We start from the raw sequence: 15,647 nt of genomic DNA on the forward strand, positions 1-15,647 counted from the left end.
AGTGGTGATAAAATGACTTCAACAACTAAACTTTCAAATGGGTTCCAAACTGTGGTGCCATCAGAAATAAGAAAAATATTTGATATAGGCCCCGGCGATATATTAGAATGGAAGCCCACAGAAAATGGGGCCGAAATCAAATTCCGCAAGAAAGTAAGTTTCCAGGATGTTGCAGGAATGGTAAAAGGTGAACCTACAGATGCAGTTGAGCTCAAAAAGAAGCTTCAGAGGGGAGAAGAAATTTGATCTTTATTGATTCCTCTTTCTTCATTGGCCTTATCCTGGAAAATGATCAATGGCACGATAAAGCATTGAAACTAATTCCTGAACTGGAAAAATCTCAAAAAATAGTATCTGGCCTTATAATCTCTGAGGCAGTTACCATTGTAGGGAGTAGAGCAGGGGGAAAGGCCGGTAAAATGATTTATGATACCATTAAAGATAATTGCAAAATAGTTGACTCGGATTTATCACATTATGATAGTGCAATTTATACATTTTTAAAATATGATGGAAAGCTCTCCTTAACAGATTCCGTGTCTGTGGAGATTATGAAGACTTTTAATATATCTGAAATAGTTTCTTTTGACTCTGATTTTGATAAAGTCAATGGAATCAACAGAATTTATTAATATACTGATCATTAAGTGAAATAAATATAATTATAAGCAACTTAAAATCCGGAATGCTTTTAGATTTTAAAATTATCATTCGAATATTAAGGGGATAAAAAATGATCTCCAAGTCTAAAAAGAATCTTCAAATAAGAGGAACTCAAATTAACTATTATTTTATCTGTCATACCAAGCTATGGCTATTTTCTCACAATATTCAGATGGAACAGGAATCAGAACTAGTCTCTTTAGGAAAAATAATCCATGAAAATTCCTATAAAAGAGAAAATAGGGACTTTGCTCTGGATAACATTATTAATGTGGACTTCATCAGAAAAGGAGATGTTCTGGAAATACATGAGGTCAAAAAGAGCACCAAAATGGAAAAGGCCCATCTATTCCAGCTTTTATACTATTTATACTATCTTAAACATGAGAAGGGAATCTCTAATACTCGAGGATTTTTAGATTATCCTAAAATCCGTAAAAAAGAAGAATATGAGCTTAACCCTACCAATGAAGCTCAACTGGAAGATGTATTTGATAAAATTAAAAATATTATTGATGATAATCTTCCTAAACCTGTGAAAAAACCTTTTTGCAGGAAATGTGCCTATTTCGAACTCTGCTGGGTTTAAATAATAATTAAACTCATAAGAGTCCATTTTCAAAATGACTAGAAAAAATTACTATTTAATGTCGGATGGTATTTTAAAAAGAAAAGAAAACACAGTTTATTTTATAAATAAAGAGGGCAAAAGGCCACTTCCCATAAATAAGATTTATTCAATATATGCCTATGGATCCCTAACATTTTCTTCTCAGGTAGTAAACCTTCTCTCCAAAGAAGGAATTCCCATACACTTTTTTAATTATTATGGATATTATAATGGGAGCTATTATCCGCGTGAAACTCTTTTATCTGGCGATTTAATAATTAAACAGGCCGAACACTATTTAGATCATGACAAACGGATTTTTATTGCTAAAAAATTTGTAGATGGTGCTGCTAAAAATATGCTCAAAGTACTGGCCTATTACAGTGTGGATAATCCGATTAACGAGATATTAAGTGAATTAGATGGGTGTAATAGAATAACTGAAGTTATGAATGTTGAAGGACGAATTAGAGCAGATTATTACAATCGTCTGGATGAAATCCTTCCTGAAGACTTTCAAATTGGAAAACGGACTAGAAGACCTCCAGAAAATATGATAAATTCCCTCATTAGTTTTGGAAACTCCCTAATGTATTCCACAGTTCTAAGTGAGATATATAACACCCAATTAAATCCCACTATTTCTTATTTACATGAACCATCAGAGCGTAGATTTTCTCTTTCACTAGATTTAAGTGAAATCTTTAAGCCAATTTTTGTTGATAGATTAATCCTGTACTTAGTTAAAAAAAGGATGTTAAGTGAAGATGACTTTGAAAAGGATCTGGATTACTGCTTATTAAATGAAAATGGTCGGAAAATTTTCCTAAGAGAATATGATACTAGATTAAAGAAAACAATTAAACATAGAGATCTTAACCGAAAAGTATCTTATCGAAGATTAATTCGTTTAGAGGCCTATAAACTTATAAAACACCTTTTAGAATCAAAAGAATATAAACCATTTGTAATGTGGTGGTAAGAAAATGTATCTAATTATTGTTTACGATATAAAGGTCGAAAGGGTTAACAAAGTAAAAGGATTTCTTCGCACACATCTCTACTGGATACAAAATTCTGTCTTTGAAGGAGAAACTACAACTAGTGGTTTTGTAGAGATAAAAAATGGCCTTAAAGAAATTATTGTAGAAGATGAAGACTCAGTAATTATATATTCATTTAGAACCGAAAATGCATTTAAAAGGAAGGTTATGGGAATTGAAAAAGCACCTATTGATGGGATTCTCTGATTTAATTACCCAAAATTTTATTTTACTCTATTTACCTTTTTAGTTTTAGTTTTTGTATATTCTAACTCAGTCGTGTGTGATTAACTATTTTTAATTTATATTAAAATAACTTTAAGTTACTTTATTCTATTTTAAACAAATATGTTCTTAATACACATTTTATAACAATTACCTAGTACATATTTAGATTTTAATTAAATAATATATTATTAAGCATCTAATTTCACTAAAAAGAATCCTGGATCCGTCGTCTTTCCATATAAAGAAATACCCCAATTAGAGATAGACAAAATATATACCCTAAAAGAACAAATTATAGTAAGTATAAACCAAAATAGGCCAAATTTTTGGCCTGCTAAAATAAGACCATATTGGGATTGAAATAAAATAAACAAAGAACTGAATAAGAATATTCCACATGCTAAAATAAGACCATATTGGGATTGAAATGAATTCAACCGCTGAATCAACATCTACGATTTGTAAAGGCTAAAATAAGACCATATTGGGATTGAAATCTTGTAGATGCAATAATGTTGAGTGTGGCCTCACGAGCTAAAATAAGACCATATTGGGATTGAAATTTAGTATTATTCAGTGTTACTTCAAAAGTTACAGGGCTAAAATAAGACCATATTGGGATTGAAATAGGATTCAGTGATATTAATGCACTATTCAGTGATAAGCTAAAATAAGACCATATTGGGATTGAAATGTACTACAATTACTAACTGATGGTTCAAGTGAAATCGGCTAAAATAAGACCATATTGGGATTGAAATTGAAAAAGGACATGGCCTCAACATTATCCAGTGTAGCTAAAATAAGACCATATTGGGATTGAAATGTATTAGTCCCGGTTTCACCCGTACTTGTTGGGGTGCTAAAATAAGACCATATTGGGATTGAAATTTATATTACTTAATTGGGTTGCCCCGCCGCCTTGAGGCTAAAATAAGACCATATTGGGATTGAAATCTCATCAACCCCAACAGTGGATACTGTTTCATATTGTGCTAAAATAAGACCATATTGGGATTGAAATTAATTTAACTATTAGAATAGGAACAGCGGTTCTTTGGCTAAAATAAGACCATATTGGGATTGAAATTTAATTACACTTATACGATTATTTTTCACACCCGCGCTAAAATAAGACCATATTGGGATTGAAATTAGTAAAACATAACTCTTTTTTACAGTCTTTAATTTGCTAAAATAAGACCATATTGGGATTGAAATCAATATTTATTGCTTTTGACTGCGAGGCGATAAATAAGCTAAAATAAGACCATATTGGGATTGAAATATTGATGGTGAAATCAATCCCAAAGATATTAATAAGCTAAAATAAGACCATATTGGGATTGAAATTGACCCTTGTAGTTTTCCATGGTCTACTGGTGAGCTAAAATAAGACCATATTGGGATTGAAATCATTATATAAAATATTAGATAATGAACAGACAGTGCTAAAATAAGACCATATTGGGATTGAAATATAGATAAATAATTAGTAATAGCGGTTTTGTCTTGCTAAAATAAGTCCATATTGGGATTGAAATTTTGTTATGTCTTTGATTCCTAGGACTGTTCTTATGGCTAAAATAAGACCATATTGGGATTGAAATTTGATATGTATTTTCATAAGGTCATCAGTTTCAATAGCTAAAATAAGACCATATTGGGATTGAAATACAAAAACAATACTATTCGCTACACGGCTTGTAGTAGCTAAAATAAGACCATATTGGGATTGAAATTAAATAATGGTAGGTATGCTTGGTTTTCTACACTAAGCTAAAATAAGACCATATTGGGATTGAAATCAAGGTTATCTGCATAATTTGGGGTTACTGCATTCCTGCTAAAATAAGACCATATTGGGATTGAAATCTGATTTAGCTTATGCTACTGATGAATCTGATAGTAGCTAAAATAAGACCATATTGGGATTGAAATATATGCGGTGGGGTCTGATTCATCAGTGGGGGTGTTGCTAAAATAAGACCATATTGGGATTGAAATGATAATGCTGTGATTATTGGTGGTGGTGTTGAGGTTGCTAAAATAAGACCATATTGGGATTGAAATATCAAAGAGGGGTGGTTCTGCAATTGTTAGGGGGAGGGCTAAAATAAGACCATATTGGGATTGAAATAAAATTACGGTGGATTGCTCAGGATTTATTAAAGCAGCTAAAATAAGACCATATTGGGATTGAAATTTAGAAGATTATCCTAAATAAATTATTTTTTTTATAGCTAAAATAAGACCATATTGGGATTGAAATGTACACAGGTTATCAATGTCACAGTATTCAGGGATTGCTAAAATAAGACCATATTGGGATTGAAATAATACATTGCCATAGCAGTTATAGTTGGGATTCTAGCTAAAATAAGACCATATTGGGATTGAAATACGGATATGATATTCATACCTGGAATGGAGTACACCGCTAAAATAAGACCATATTGGGATTGAAATAGACGAACCGGGAAAACAAAATCAGCAGTTAAAAAAGCTAAAATAAGACCATATTGGGATTGAAATACCTAACCACCTCCGCAGTAACAACACTATACGCAGCTAAAATAAGACCATATTGGGATTGAAATATAACCAACACAGCCTTCCCTTCTTCAAGAGTACAAGGCTAAAATAAGACCATATTGGGATTGAAATCTTGCAGTGAGTATAGTTGATAAACCTGCAATGGAAGGCTAAAATAAGACCATATTGGGATTGAAATCCAGCTGCACCTTCGGCGGCTTTCCCTGTTTCTTTGCTAAAATAAGACCATATTGGGATTGAAATCGAAGAGACGCAACAAACTTATACAACTGATTTTCGCTAAAATAAGACCATATTGGGATTGAAATCAAATTAGGCATTGATGATTATCCCTGTTCTTAACCTGCTAAAATAAGACCATATTGGGATTGAAATTAAATAAGGAGGTCACAAATACTACATTCTCTTCGTAGCTAAAATAAGACCATATTGGGATTGAAATAGGTTTACGATTTCGATTAGTATAATTACATCCTTGCTAAAATAAGACCATATTGGGATTGAAATAATTAATACTTTATATTATATATTATGTGATATTTATGCTAAAATAAGACCATATTGGGATTGAAATACTACTACAACGAGTCCATGTATTTGAATAAGCCGTCGCTAAAATAAGACCATATTGGGATTGAAATATACTTCTCTGGTTAGTTTGAATGATCACGGTAATGGCTAAAATAAGACCATATTGGGATTGAAATAGATTCAGAGCCAGTATTACCAAAATCAGATAATGCTGCTAAAATAAGACCATATTGGGATTGAAATATGTTAGAATATAATAATTTAAATTCTGATGTAAGAGCTAAAATAAGACCATATTGGGATTGAAATACCGACTTATAGTGTGGATATGAGTACTCCAACGGCGAGCTAAAATAAGACCATATTGGGATTGAAATGAACAAAACGCCCTCATGGATGCTAAACGGAAGGCCCGCTAAAATAAGACCATATTGGGATTGAAATTAACCAGAACCTTTTAAATTAACTCCACTTATTTGAGGCTAAAATAAGACCATATTGGGATTGAAATTAACCAGAACCTTTTAAATTAACTCCACTTATTTGAGGCTAAAATAAGACCATATTGGGATTGAAATAAGAATCCAATGAAGCTTATCAAGAATTTTGGGCGACTAAAATTCTCCATATCAAACTCATTTTTTAGAAGGGATTAATTTTTACGTTTCTCAAAAAGAGCCCATCTTTCAGGGTATTTTTTAGAGATAAAAAATAAAATTAACCTTATTAATTTAAGTCGGAAAATATTGCTTCTTTTATCCATGATCTAAGTTTCATGTATATTCAAATATTAAGAACAGTTATATTAATTATAATGGTTTCTTATCGGGGGTGTTTAGATTAAATATAAATGGATATCATTATTTCTAATACTTACTCTTTCATTAGGTTTAAATTCAGAATGTTTAGCTGCATCAGGGAATTTCACTTCTACACAAAATAGTGAAAATTTTATCATAGGCTATTATATAAACCCCAATGCTACACCCCTATCAGAAATCAATTTCAGCACCTTAAAAAGCGCCGGAATAACAGATATATATGTTTTAGTAAAAAATAATAATTACAAATCCGTACTATCAGAAGCAAAAAAGAAAGCTGATACTGCGGGAATAAAGACCCACGCATGGGTATATCCTGGGTTCAGTTATGCCTCACAAGTTGCTCAGATGAATATAGGGGTTCAATTAGATGTGGAAACATATAATATGCCCGCATATCTTTTAGAAATTATACAGATGAGATTGGCCACTATAGGCGAAACATTCTCCATCACGGTTAAACCTGACGGATGGGATGGAAATCAAAATTATTATCTAATAGCACCTTTATGTGACTACATAGTCCCTCAACTCTATGTAGGTGAGTATGATCTGGGAATAGCTGGTTTAACAAAAAAGGTTAAAAAATATAATCAAATTTTCAATTTCATTTTCCCTGATAAAATTGTAGCCGGACTTGAAACTTACCAATCCGATGAAAATCCTACTCCTAAAAATGCAAGTACCATATCTGCGGAAATCAAAGCTGTAAAACCATATACGCATGGAGTAATCCTATTCCGGTACGGATTATCTAACTTCAATGGTGTAGAATAAATTGACTGGTAGATTTGTTAAAATGATTAATAATTACAATAAAATCATTTTAAGACCCAAAAAAAACAAGAAAACACTCAGTTATAATGATTGTAACATAGTTTTTAATTAATTAAAATATTTTTTTTATTTTTTTAAATAAACTTTTAAAACTTTGTTGTAAATAATATAAATTATGGAAATAGTTCATTTTAGAGAATACTCATTTTAAATAAAATAAGAATAAAAACAATTTTTTATTAAAAATACGTTAAATTTCATGTAATTTATACATAAATGTATGTTATAGTACTGAAAAATTGCTAAAAATTAAATTGAAATAAATTTTTTTTCAATACTTCTCCAGGAGTAACTCCAATTCTTTTTCAGGTGATAACTTGAGTAATGACTCATATTCAACATTTTTAACAGCTAAGTAGGATTTTGAAAGTTCTTTACCCATAGCATTTAATAATACATCATTTTTTCCTAAATTATCCAGTGTTTCACCCATATTATCTGGAAGTGGTTCAATACCCAATTCATTTCTTTCATCAGAAGATAATATGCTTGGATCTATTTGAACAGGTTTTGTTAGTTCCATATCTTTTCGGATACCATCCATTCCCGCAGCAATAACCACACCGAGTGCCAGGTAAGGATTGGATGAAGCATCGACCGTTTTCAATTCAAAGTGTAAAATATTTCCATTATCTTCTCTTATGACTCTGATGGCTGCCTCGCGGTTGTTAAAACCCCAAACTCGGAAGGCCCCAGCCCACATCTTTGGACGGATTCTAAGATAGGATCTTGGTATGGGTGTGGTAATGGCCATTAATGCTGGCAGATGGTGCAATATTCCCGCAATGAACTGCTGGGATACTTTAGAAAGGCCATATTTATCTTCAGAGTCGTGTAAAATATTATTCTGATCTTTCCACAGACTAAAATGAATGTGACAACCACTGCTTGCAGCATTGGGAAATATGTTAGGTAGAAAAGATGCTAGAAGCCCATATTTCAGAGATATGGCTTTTATAGTTTCCCGAAATACAATTTGGTTATCGGCAGATTGAAGGACATTATCATATCCAATAGTTATTTCATGCTGTCCTGGACCCGATTCAGGATAATATTGTTCCACATTGATGTTCTGGGCAATTAAAGATTTAACAATTTCACCAATAACATCTAATCTTTGATCCATGGAATAAGTTGAAGCAAAAGGAGTAAAATCCGATGGTTCATAATCTTTATAATTTTCACCTGTTTTAAGGAGGTAAAATTCGTTTTCAAAGGCAGATTTAATTTTTAAGCCCTCCTCTTGAGCATCAGAAATCATCCTTTTGAGAAATCCGCGTGGACAATTATCCCAAACTTCGCCATTTTTGACCATATCCCCTATAACTCTGGAATGTCCTGGAGCATATGGTATATTAGTTAAAGTAGATAAATCTCCTTTTAATGTTATTTCACCCACTGGATCCAGGCCAGAACCATCCACTACACCATCATAAATCACAGGAACACCCTGCTGGGCACGAGAAATTCCAACTGAAAGTTCACTATCTGAATTCATATTTTTCAGAGTGTTTATATGCAAGGCCTTAGCCCGGATAATATTAGCATTATCACACCATAAGACACGTATAAACTGAGTTTTTGAATTCAATAATTTGCTTTTTATTTCATTCATAATTTCACCCTAGATGAATAGGATTTCTTTGTTAATTATTAAATTATTTATATGAATTATGCTATATATTATTATTAGATAAAGAAGGAGCATATTAAATAAAAATCATTTATACAGTTATAATATTTCTACAAATTAATAATTATTATTATTATTATTATTATTATTATATAATTGGAAGTGCAAATATCTTTTTAAAAGATTTAAAAGGACAAGGCGGTGCAGAATACCTGCTACTAATTGGTGGAGTTATAATTGTTGCTATAGCTGCCATAAGTTTATATCAAAGCTATTTTGATATTAACTCCAATAATGAAACAGCAGATGTTAAAATAAATATAACTAGTATTGGAACTCCATATGCATTAAAAGCAGTATACGAAGTCAATGATACTACTAATGGTAATAATGTAATTAGTGGTGGATATAAATCTTTTTTTTATCTTAATAAGGGTCAAACAAAATCTATAAATTTAGGAAAAATGAATTCGGGCACTAGCTTTGTGGTTCTAGTGGGTGTTGGAAATCCAGACAAAGCACCACAAGATTTACCTGGTTCTGATTGGACCGGCAAAAATAGGTGGGTTCTGGTTACTGTAAGTATTGGAGATAAGGTAACTTCTTGGCAAGTTGCAGGACCTTATAATTGGCACAATAATCCATCCGGAGCAGTTATAAAATCATTTACTATTCCTGGAGGTAGTGGAACTGGTTTAAATTATACCGAGGACACATCCAAAGTTCGATCATCTACTTAGAAATAATATTATACTTTATTTATACTTTATTTTTTAGACCATTTTGCAATTAAAATAAGTCTTAAAATAATTTTTTTAAAAAAAAAATATATTATAATAATTTATCAACCTATAAATCTATAATATAATTGATAAAATGCAGATACTAAAAAAATATTCCATCCAACCAAATAATACTCATCTCTATGAGTTGGCCTTTCTCCATGAGTCATATTCTAATGAAAATGGCCTTAATGAATGTTATGACAGATTAGAATTTTTAGGGGATGCCGTTCTGGATTTAGTGGTATCAGAATTTTTATATAATATGGATTCTACTTTAAATGAAGGTGATTTAACCCGTAAACGTGCTAATTATGTCTGTAAAAAAGCACTTTACACTTATTCCATGGAATTAGGGCTGGATAAGTACATAAAACGGGGTGTGGGGGAACAATTAAGTCAAAGAGAAATTAATTCCATTATCAGTGATGTATTTGAATCATTTATTGGAGCATTGTATCTGGATCAGGGCCTGGATATTGTTAAAGAATTTCTCTCTAAAACCGTCATTCCACATATAGAAAACAAGGACATATTTTTTTATGATTATAAGTCCGAATTAAAGCAATTATGTGATAAAAAAGATTTTAAACTGAGTTATGAACTAATTAAAGAAGAAGGTCGTCCCCACGATAAAACATTCACTATGGACGCCATAATTAATGGTAAAAGCTACGGATTAAGTAGTGGTGGGAGTAAAAAAGAAGCAGAACAAAATGCTGCTAAGATTGCTTTAGATAAACTTTAAACTATTTATTTTAAATATTTCACCTTAAATACATAAAGAATTCATCATGACTTTTAAATGCCAGTTATGATTCAAATTATTCAATTTAAATATAAAAATGCCTAAAATTAAAATAAAATTCTTTACTTACCATCTGCGCTCCTAAAGTCGTGCTTATAATTTTTGTTTTAAAATAATATAGAAATAAATTTATGTTATTAACATCAATATATTATTAATAAAATACATTACAATTTTCACGGGGGTGAAAAAATGGGAGATGTGAAAGTAGTTAAAGCATTGCCAGTAATGTCCTTTGCCTCAATTATATCAGTGATTTCTTTAATTTTGTCATTCATTGCAGGGATCATTTATTTTATTGTTGGATATGCTGCATTATACAGCGTGAGTACTTATCTTATAGCATTAGATAGTAATACAACAGCTGTGGTAAACTCAGTTTCTGGTTCTATTGCTTCTATGGGAGCCTTATATCTCATAGTAATTTGGCCTATTACTGCATTTATTATGACCTTTATAGGCGCAGCTATAGTGGCTTTACTATACAATGCATTAGCACCACACGTAGGTGGCATTAAGCTAGAAATTGAATAAATAAATTCTTTTTTCTTTTTTTAATTATTATAACTTATAGAATAGATCTTATTTTAAAAAGTTCTTGATTTTCAAAAAATATTATAGAAAATTATTGAAATTTATTTTTATCCACAATTCCATTTAAGGGAACAAAATGAAAAAATATCAATACTAGATATGACAATATGATAATAATGGCCAATCATAAAGTTCTCTCAGCAGAGGATAGTAAAGATTTCGTGAAGACGACTTCTTTTTATGAATTATGTGACAAATTAAAAAGTTTAAAAACATCAAAAGGACGATTCGTCCATGTTTTAGGCACACCAGGCACAGGTAAATCCGCTAATATATACCAGGCCCTTTCGCTATTGGATATTAATGTTTATGATGCTTTTTTATTCATAGATATTGATTCAAAACCTAATGAAGTATATAAAATATTTTGGAAGACTATTAAAGAGGATATGGGAGCAAAATCCAAAAAAGAGGTTTATAAAAAAGCTTCAGAATATAATTTGGTACTATTTGCCGATCCATTCCTGGATTCGGAATATATTGATCCCCACAAAGTAGGCCTGGGGCTATGGACTGAAAATAACGGGCCTAGCACATTTCCATTTTATTTTAGGATATTATATGAATATTTTAAACATTACAAGTACTTAAAAGATGTTAATGTGGTTACTCAGACCTCATGGGTACTAAAATTTCATGGAGTAAGATATGATATTCTTACTGACTTCCATTTAATATCAAAAATCTTGGTTTTCTTCTTAAAACTTTTTTTTGACGTGGTTGTTGTATCCTATAGCAAAGAAGAAATGATTAAAATTGTGAAAACTTATTACAGTTTTTTGAGTGATGATAAAATAGATATTTATATTAAAAAATATGGTAATAGGCCTCGATTCATTTTAAAGGCTCTGGAAAAAGAGTTTAAATAGGATTAGCAATTATATTTTATTACATCATCTTTTTTTAAATTTATTATCAAATATTCGCCATGATTTAGCAATATACGGCTCACATTTATCCAATTCAGTTAATATACACATTTTAATAGTGTCTGTTTTTAATTCTGTTTTTCCATCAATTTGTTCTTTAATATTATAGTATACTTCCTCAATTATGTCTACTTTTTCTTCAGGAGTATATCCCGCATCAATGGCCGCCTTTTGAAGAGCATTTTTTATTTTTGTAGGTTCATATGGTTCAGTTTCTCCTTTTCTTTTTATTACATGTTCCATCAAATCACCCATTTAGTAGTTTATAATAATTTTATATATCTTATTTCATAAATTTTTTATTAAAAATTTTTTCTATTTTTAATAACTAAAAATTTGAATAATTTTCTAAAGAAAAAATAAGAAAAAAATTTGTTAATTTATTCTTTAAAAGCATTATCCACATGGTTAAAACTTAACAGAGTTATTATAAACTTTATATAATAGTTTTGAATATATATTCATAACAGTATATTTGTGAAGGAGGGATGATTTTTGAAAATTATAATAGCATCTAATGGACGGGATTTAAGCTCCGAAGTGAGCCCCATATTTGGAAGAAGCCATGATTTCATAAGTTTCACTTTGAATGATGGTGAAATAAATGATATCATTGCTAGTGAAAACCCGGTGCGATCCGAAAAAGGTGCTGGAAGCCTGGCATCAAATTATTTAGCAGATAATGATGTAGACGTGCTAATAACTGGAAAATTAGGAAATGTATCATTCCATGTTTTAAGAAATGCCGGAATAAAAGTTTATAAAAGCATACCTGGAACTGTGGAGAAAAATATCGAAATGTTTAAGGAAGACAAATTAATGGAAATAAGTACATTACAAGGTGGTTTTCCAAAATAACTCTTCTCATTTAAAGAATTTTAAATTTAAAAATTTAAATTAATAAAATTTATATCCCGATTTGAATATATATTCACTCATGTCCAGGCCTAGAAGAATTAGGAAAATAAGGGATGAACCTAAAATTCGTTGTTTTAAACCAGACAGTGATAATATTGGCTCAGTTGATCCAATAGAAATTAATCTAGATGAATTTGAATCAATAAGATTGAGAGATTATCACGATATTCAACAAAAAATGTCGGCAGAGATGATGGGTATATCCCAACCAACATTTCACAGAACATTATCCTCCGCGCGGAAAAAAATAGCTAAGGCCTTAATTGAGGGAAATACGATAATTATCACAGGGGATGAATTCATGACAGGAAAAAATAATTATAAATGCAATGTTTGTGAATTTGAATGGAATAGTCCTAATAAATTGTATGATAAATGTCCCGATTGTAAATCAGAAGATATTACGCTGACTAAAGAAGAAATAATATCAAAAAATGAAGATAATTCCATAGTTCAGCGAAGATCTTATGGTGGTCCGGGCTTGGGAGCTGGTCCCCCTAAAGTCTGTAAATGTCCAAATTGCGGATATGAATCTCCAAAAATACGTGCTGTGCCATGTAGAAATACTAAATGTCCTGAATGCGAAACACTACTTTGTGGTGCAGACAAATCCTGAATGGTGATAAATTTGACTTTTATTGAAATAAAGAATGTTAATAAATCTTTCAATGACATTAAAACTCTGGTAAATATTAACCTGACCATTGAAGAAGGATCAGTAATAGGAATTCTAGGAAAAAGTGGTTCTGGGAAATCAGTTCTAATAAATATGCTGCGCGGAATGAAAGGTTACCAGCCAGATGATGGTCAAATAACCTATAATATTGCTTTATGTGCAGATTGTTTAAGGGTAGAACCACCATCCATGGAAAACAAAAAATGCCAATGTGGTGGACAATTTAAAGCCAAAAGTGTTGATTTTTGGAACTGTGAAAGGCCACTATTTGCGGCTATAAGACGCCGAATATCAATCATGCTCCAGCGAACCTTTGCATTATATGAAGACGATACCGTCATAGACAATGTCTTAAAGGCAATTGATACATCAGATGAAGAAAACATTCCTAAGGCCATAGAACTGATTGAAACAGCCCAGATGACTCACCGAATAACTCATATAGCTCGTGATTTAAGTGGTGGGGAAAAACAAAGAGTTGTTCTAGCCAGGCAAATGGCCAAAGAACCTATGCTATTTTTAGCAGATGAACCAACAGGAACATTGGATCCCCAAACAGCAGAATTATTGCACGAAGCACTTCTAGAAGGCGTAAAAAACAAAGGGGAAACTATGGTCGTTTCTTCTCACTGGCCGGAAGTTATGAAAAAACTATCAGATTATGTAATATGGCTAGATAACGGCAAAATAATAGATGCTGGAAATCCAGAAACTGTTGTTCAAAGATTCATGGATACCGTACCATTACCTGATAAAAAAACGAACACTAGTATTGGTGAGCCTATTATAAAACTGGATAATGTGAAAAAACATTATTATTCCATTGAAAGAGGAGTAGTTAAGGCCGTGGATGGAGTGGATCTGGTAGTAAATGAAAGTGAAATATACGGTATTGTGGGATTAAGTGGAGCCGGTAAAACCACACTTTCCAGAATCCTTTGTGGCCTAACTGAACCTAGTTCAGGAGATATAAATGTTAAACTAGGTGAAAATTGGATTGATATGACTCAAAAGGGACCATTGGGAAGAGGAAGAATAACTCCATATATTGGACTACTTCACCAAGAATACAGTCTTTATCCTCACAAAAATATAATTCAAAACCTTACAGACTCCATTAGTTTGGAATTGCCTGCAGAATTTGGTAAAATAAAAGCTTTACATGTTCTCCATGCAGTAGGGTTTTCAGAAAATTATGCCCAATCTATGTTAAACAAGTATCCCGATGAGTTGAGTGGTGGGGAGCGACACCGAGTAGCACTGGCCCAGGTTTTGATAAAAGAACCTAAAATTATTGTACTTGACGAACCAACCGGTACCATGGACCCTATTACTAGAGTTCAGCTAACAGATTCTATTATTAAAGCAAGAAAAGAGTTAAACCAGACATTTCTAATTATATCTCACGATATGGATTTTGTAATTGATGTCTGTGATGTAGCTTCCCTAATGAGGGGAGGAAAAATTCTAAAAACTGGCCACCCCCAAGATATTATTAAAGATTTAACCATTAAAGAAAAAGAAAAAATGTTAAAAAATGATTGAACTTTTAATCAATTATTATTTAATTTATAGGTAGTGATAATATATGTACAAACTATTTTTGGCCTTAATTGCTGTGGGAGTGATTATTTTCGTTTTAAAATACAATCCCACCAATAGATTCAATTAAATTAATTTTACTTTACCTTTTTAATTTGTTTATAAATCTATATTTAAATATTAAAAATACTTTATTTCATTTTATCTTTTTAATTTGTTTATAAATCTATATTTAAATATTAAAAAATCATTTAGAGCATAAAGTCAATTAGATCGTTTTTTGACATCTAGTTTTTGAAATTTTATTTGAATTTGTGCCAAGATTATTTAATTATAATTAATATAATATTATTATAAATCCAAAAATTGGAATCTATTTATTATTGAACTAATTCTAGGAAACATTATTTTCAAATTATATTTAATTTGTACCTAATTTGTACCTAATTGTGAAATAATTACTTTAATATAATTCC

The 15,647-nt window shown here is 31.2% G+C and carries 15 protein-coding genes, 1 pseudogene and 1 CRISPR repeat array; of the genes and pseudogenes, 14 read left to right on the plus strand and 2 right to left on the minus strand.

From position 1 onward, the window contains the following. The first annotated feature begins 12 nt into the window (after positions 1–12). The 6 genes from Q7I96_00260 to Q7I96_00285 all read left to right on the plus strand — a co-directional run bounded on the left by Q7I96_00260 (position 13) and on the right by Q7I96_00285 (position 7,229). A complete protein-coding gene (locus tag Q7I96_00260; GenBank protein ID MDO9626041.1) occupies positions 13–246 on the plus strand; it encodes an AbrB/MazE/SpoVT family DNA-binding domain-containing protein in 234 nt (77 codons plus the stop codon). Then, the gene (locus Q7I96_00265; GenBank protein ID MDO9626042.1) at positions 243–632 is read left to right on the plus strand and encodes a PIN domain-containing protein; all 390 of its coding nucleotides are present in this window, start codon (positions 243–245) and stop codon (positions 630–632) included. The genes Q7I96_00260 and Q7I96_00265 overlap by 4 nt, the downstream gene beginning before the upstream one ends. Positions 633–733: 101 nt before the next feature. Continuing rightward, positions 734–1,252, plus strand: coding sequence for a CRISPR-associated protein Cas4 (gene cas4 / locus Q7I96_00270; GenBank protein MDO9626043.1), 519 nt, complete (start codon positions 734–736; stop codon positions 1,250–1,252). 34 nt (positions 1,253–1,286) lie between these two features. Further along, a complete protein-coding gene (gene cas1b / locus Q7I96_00275; protein ID MDO9626044.1) occupies positions 1,287–2,255 on the plus strand; it encodes a type I-B CRISPR-associated endonuclease Cas1b in 969 nt (322 codons plus the stop codon). Positions 2,256–2,259: 4 nt separating this feature from the next. Next, complete coding sequence (cas2, locus tag Q7I96_00280; protein ID MDO9626045.1) at positions 2,260–2,523, plus strand: CRISPR-associated endonuclease Cas2; 264 nt, start codon at positions 2,260–2,262, stop codon at positions 2,521–2,523. A gap of 354 nt (positions 2,524–2,877) precedes the next feature. Continuing rightward, positions 2,878–6,209: a CRISPR direct-repeat array (repeat unit 30 nt; unit sequence GCTAAAATAAGACCATATTGGGATTGAAAT). A 591-nt stretch (positions 6,210–6,800) separates the two neighbouring features. Then, the gene (locus Q7I96_00285; protein MDO9626046.1) at positions 6,801–7,229 is read left to right on the plus strand and encodes a hypothetical protein; all 429 of its coding nucleotides are present in this window, start codon (positions 6,801–6,803) and stop codon (positions 7,227–7,229) included. A gap of 331 nt (positions 7,230–7,560) precedes the next feature. Here the strand turns inward: Q7I96_00285 and Q7I96_00290 are convergent, their stop codons facing one another. Then, entirely contained in the window at positions 7,561–8,904 is a 1,344-nt protein-coding gene (locus tag Q7I96_00290; protein ID MDO9626047.1) for a glutamine synthetase family protein, read from the minus strand. Positions 8,905–9,092: 188 nt separating this feature from the next. Here Q7I96_00290 and Q7I96_00295 point away from each other — a divergent pair. From Q7I96_00295 to Q7I96_00315, 5 genes and pseudogenes are all read left to right on the plus strand, one after another. Beyond that, positions 9,093–9,215: pseudogene (locus Q7I96_00295) on the plus strand (class III signal peptide-containing protein). A 171-nt stretch (positions 9,216–9,386) separates the two neighbouring features. Beyond that, the gene (locus Q7I96_00300; GenBank protein ID MDO9626048.1) at positions 9,387–9,662 is read left to right on the plus strand and encodes a hypothetical protein; all 276 of its coding nucleotides are present in this window, start codon (positions 9,387–9,389) and stop codon (positions 9,660–9,662) included. A 136-nt stretch (positions 9,663–9,798) separates the two neighbouring features. Next, positions 9,799–10,452 (plus strand): ribonuclease III, encoded by a 654-nt coding sequence (gene rnc, locus Q7I96_00305; GenBank protein MDO9626049.1) that lies wholly within the window; start codon positions 9,799–9,801, stop codon positions 10,450–10,452. A gap of 327 nt (positions 10,453–10,779) precedes the next feature. Further along, positions 10,780–11,046, plus strand: coding sequence for a hypothetical protein (locus tag Q7I96_00310; protein MDO9626050.1), 267 nt, complete (start codon positions 10,780–10,782; stop codon positions 11,044–11,046). Positions 11,047–11,222: 176 nt separating this feature from the next. Beyond that, positions 11,223–11,975 (plus strand): hypothetical protein, encoded by a 753-nt coding sequence (locus Q7I96_00315; GenBank protein ID MDO9626051.1) that lies wholly within the window; start codon positions 11,223–11,225, stop codon positions 11,973–11,975. A gap of 24 nt (positions 11,976–11,999) precedes the next feature. On the opposite strand, the gene Q7I96_00320 is transcribed toward Q7I96_00315, so the two are convergent. Further along, positions 12,000–12,278, minus strand: coding sequence for an ATP cone domain-containing protein (locus Q7I96_00320; GenBank protein ID MDO9626052.1), 279 nt, complete (start codon positions 12,276–12,278; stop codon positions 12,000–12,002). Between the two features lie 252 nt (positions 12,279–12,530). Here Q7I96_00320 and Q7I96_00325 point away from each other — a divergent pair, with 252 nt between their 5' ends. The 3 genes from Q7I96_00325 to atwA all read left to right on the plus strand — a co-directional run bounded on the left by Q7I96_00325 (position 12,531) and on the right by atwA (position 15,174). Beyond that, positions 12,531–12,893 carry a NifB/NifX family molybdenum-iron cluster-binding protein gene (locus tag Q7I96_00325; GenBank protein ID MDO9626053.1) on the plus strand — a complete coding sequence of 121 codons (363 nt, stop codon included), beginning with the start codon at positions 12,531–12,533 and terminating at the stop codon, positions 12,891–12,893. Between the two features lie 79 nt (positions 12,894–12,972). Beyond that, on the plus strand, positions 12,973–13,569 hold the full coding sequence (locus Q7I96_00330) for a DUF134 domain-containing protein (protein MDO9626054.1): 597 nt from the start codon (positions 12,973–12,975) through the stop codon (positions 13,567–13,569). A gap of 12 nt (positions 13,570–13,581) precedes the next feature. Next, positions 13,582–15,174 (plus strand): methyl coenzyme M reductase system, component A2, encoded by a 1,593-nt coding sequence (gene atwA / locus Q7I96_00335; GenBank protein MDO9626055.1) that lies wholly within the window; start codon positions 13,582–13,584, stop codon positions 15,172–15,174. The last annotated feature ends 473 nt before the right edge of the window (positions 15,175–15,647 follow it).

Source organism: Methanobacteriaceae archaeon (assembly GCA_030656015.1).
GTDB lineage: Archaea > Methanobacteriota > Methanobacteria > Methanobacteriales > Methanobacteriaceae > UBA349.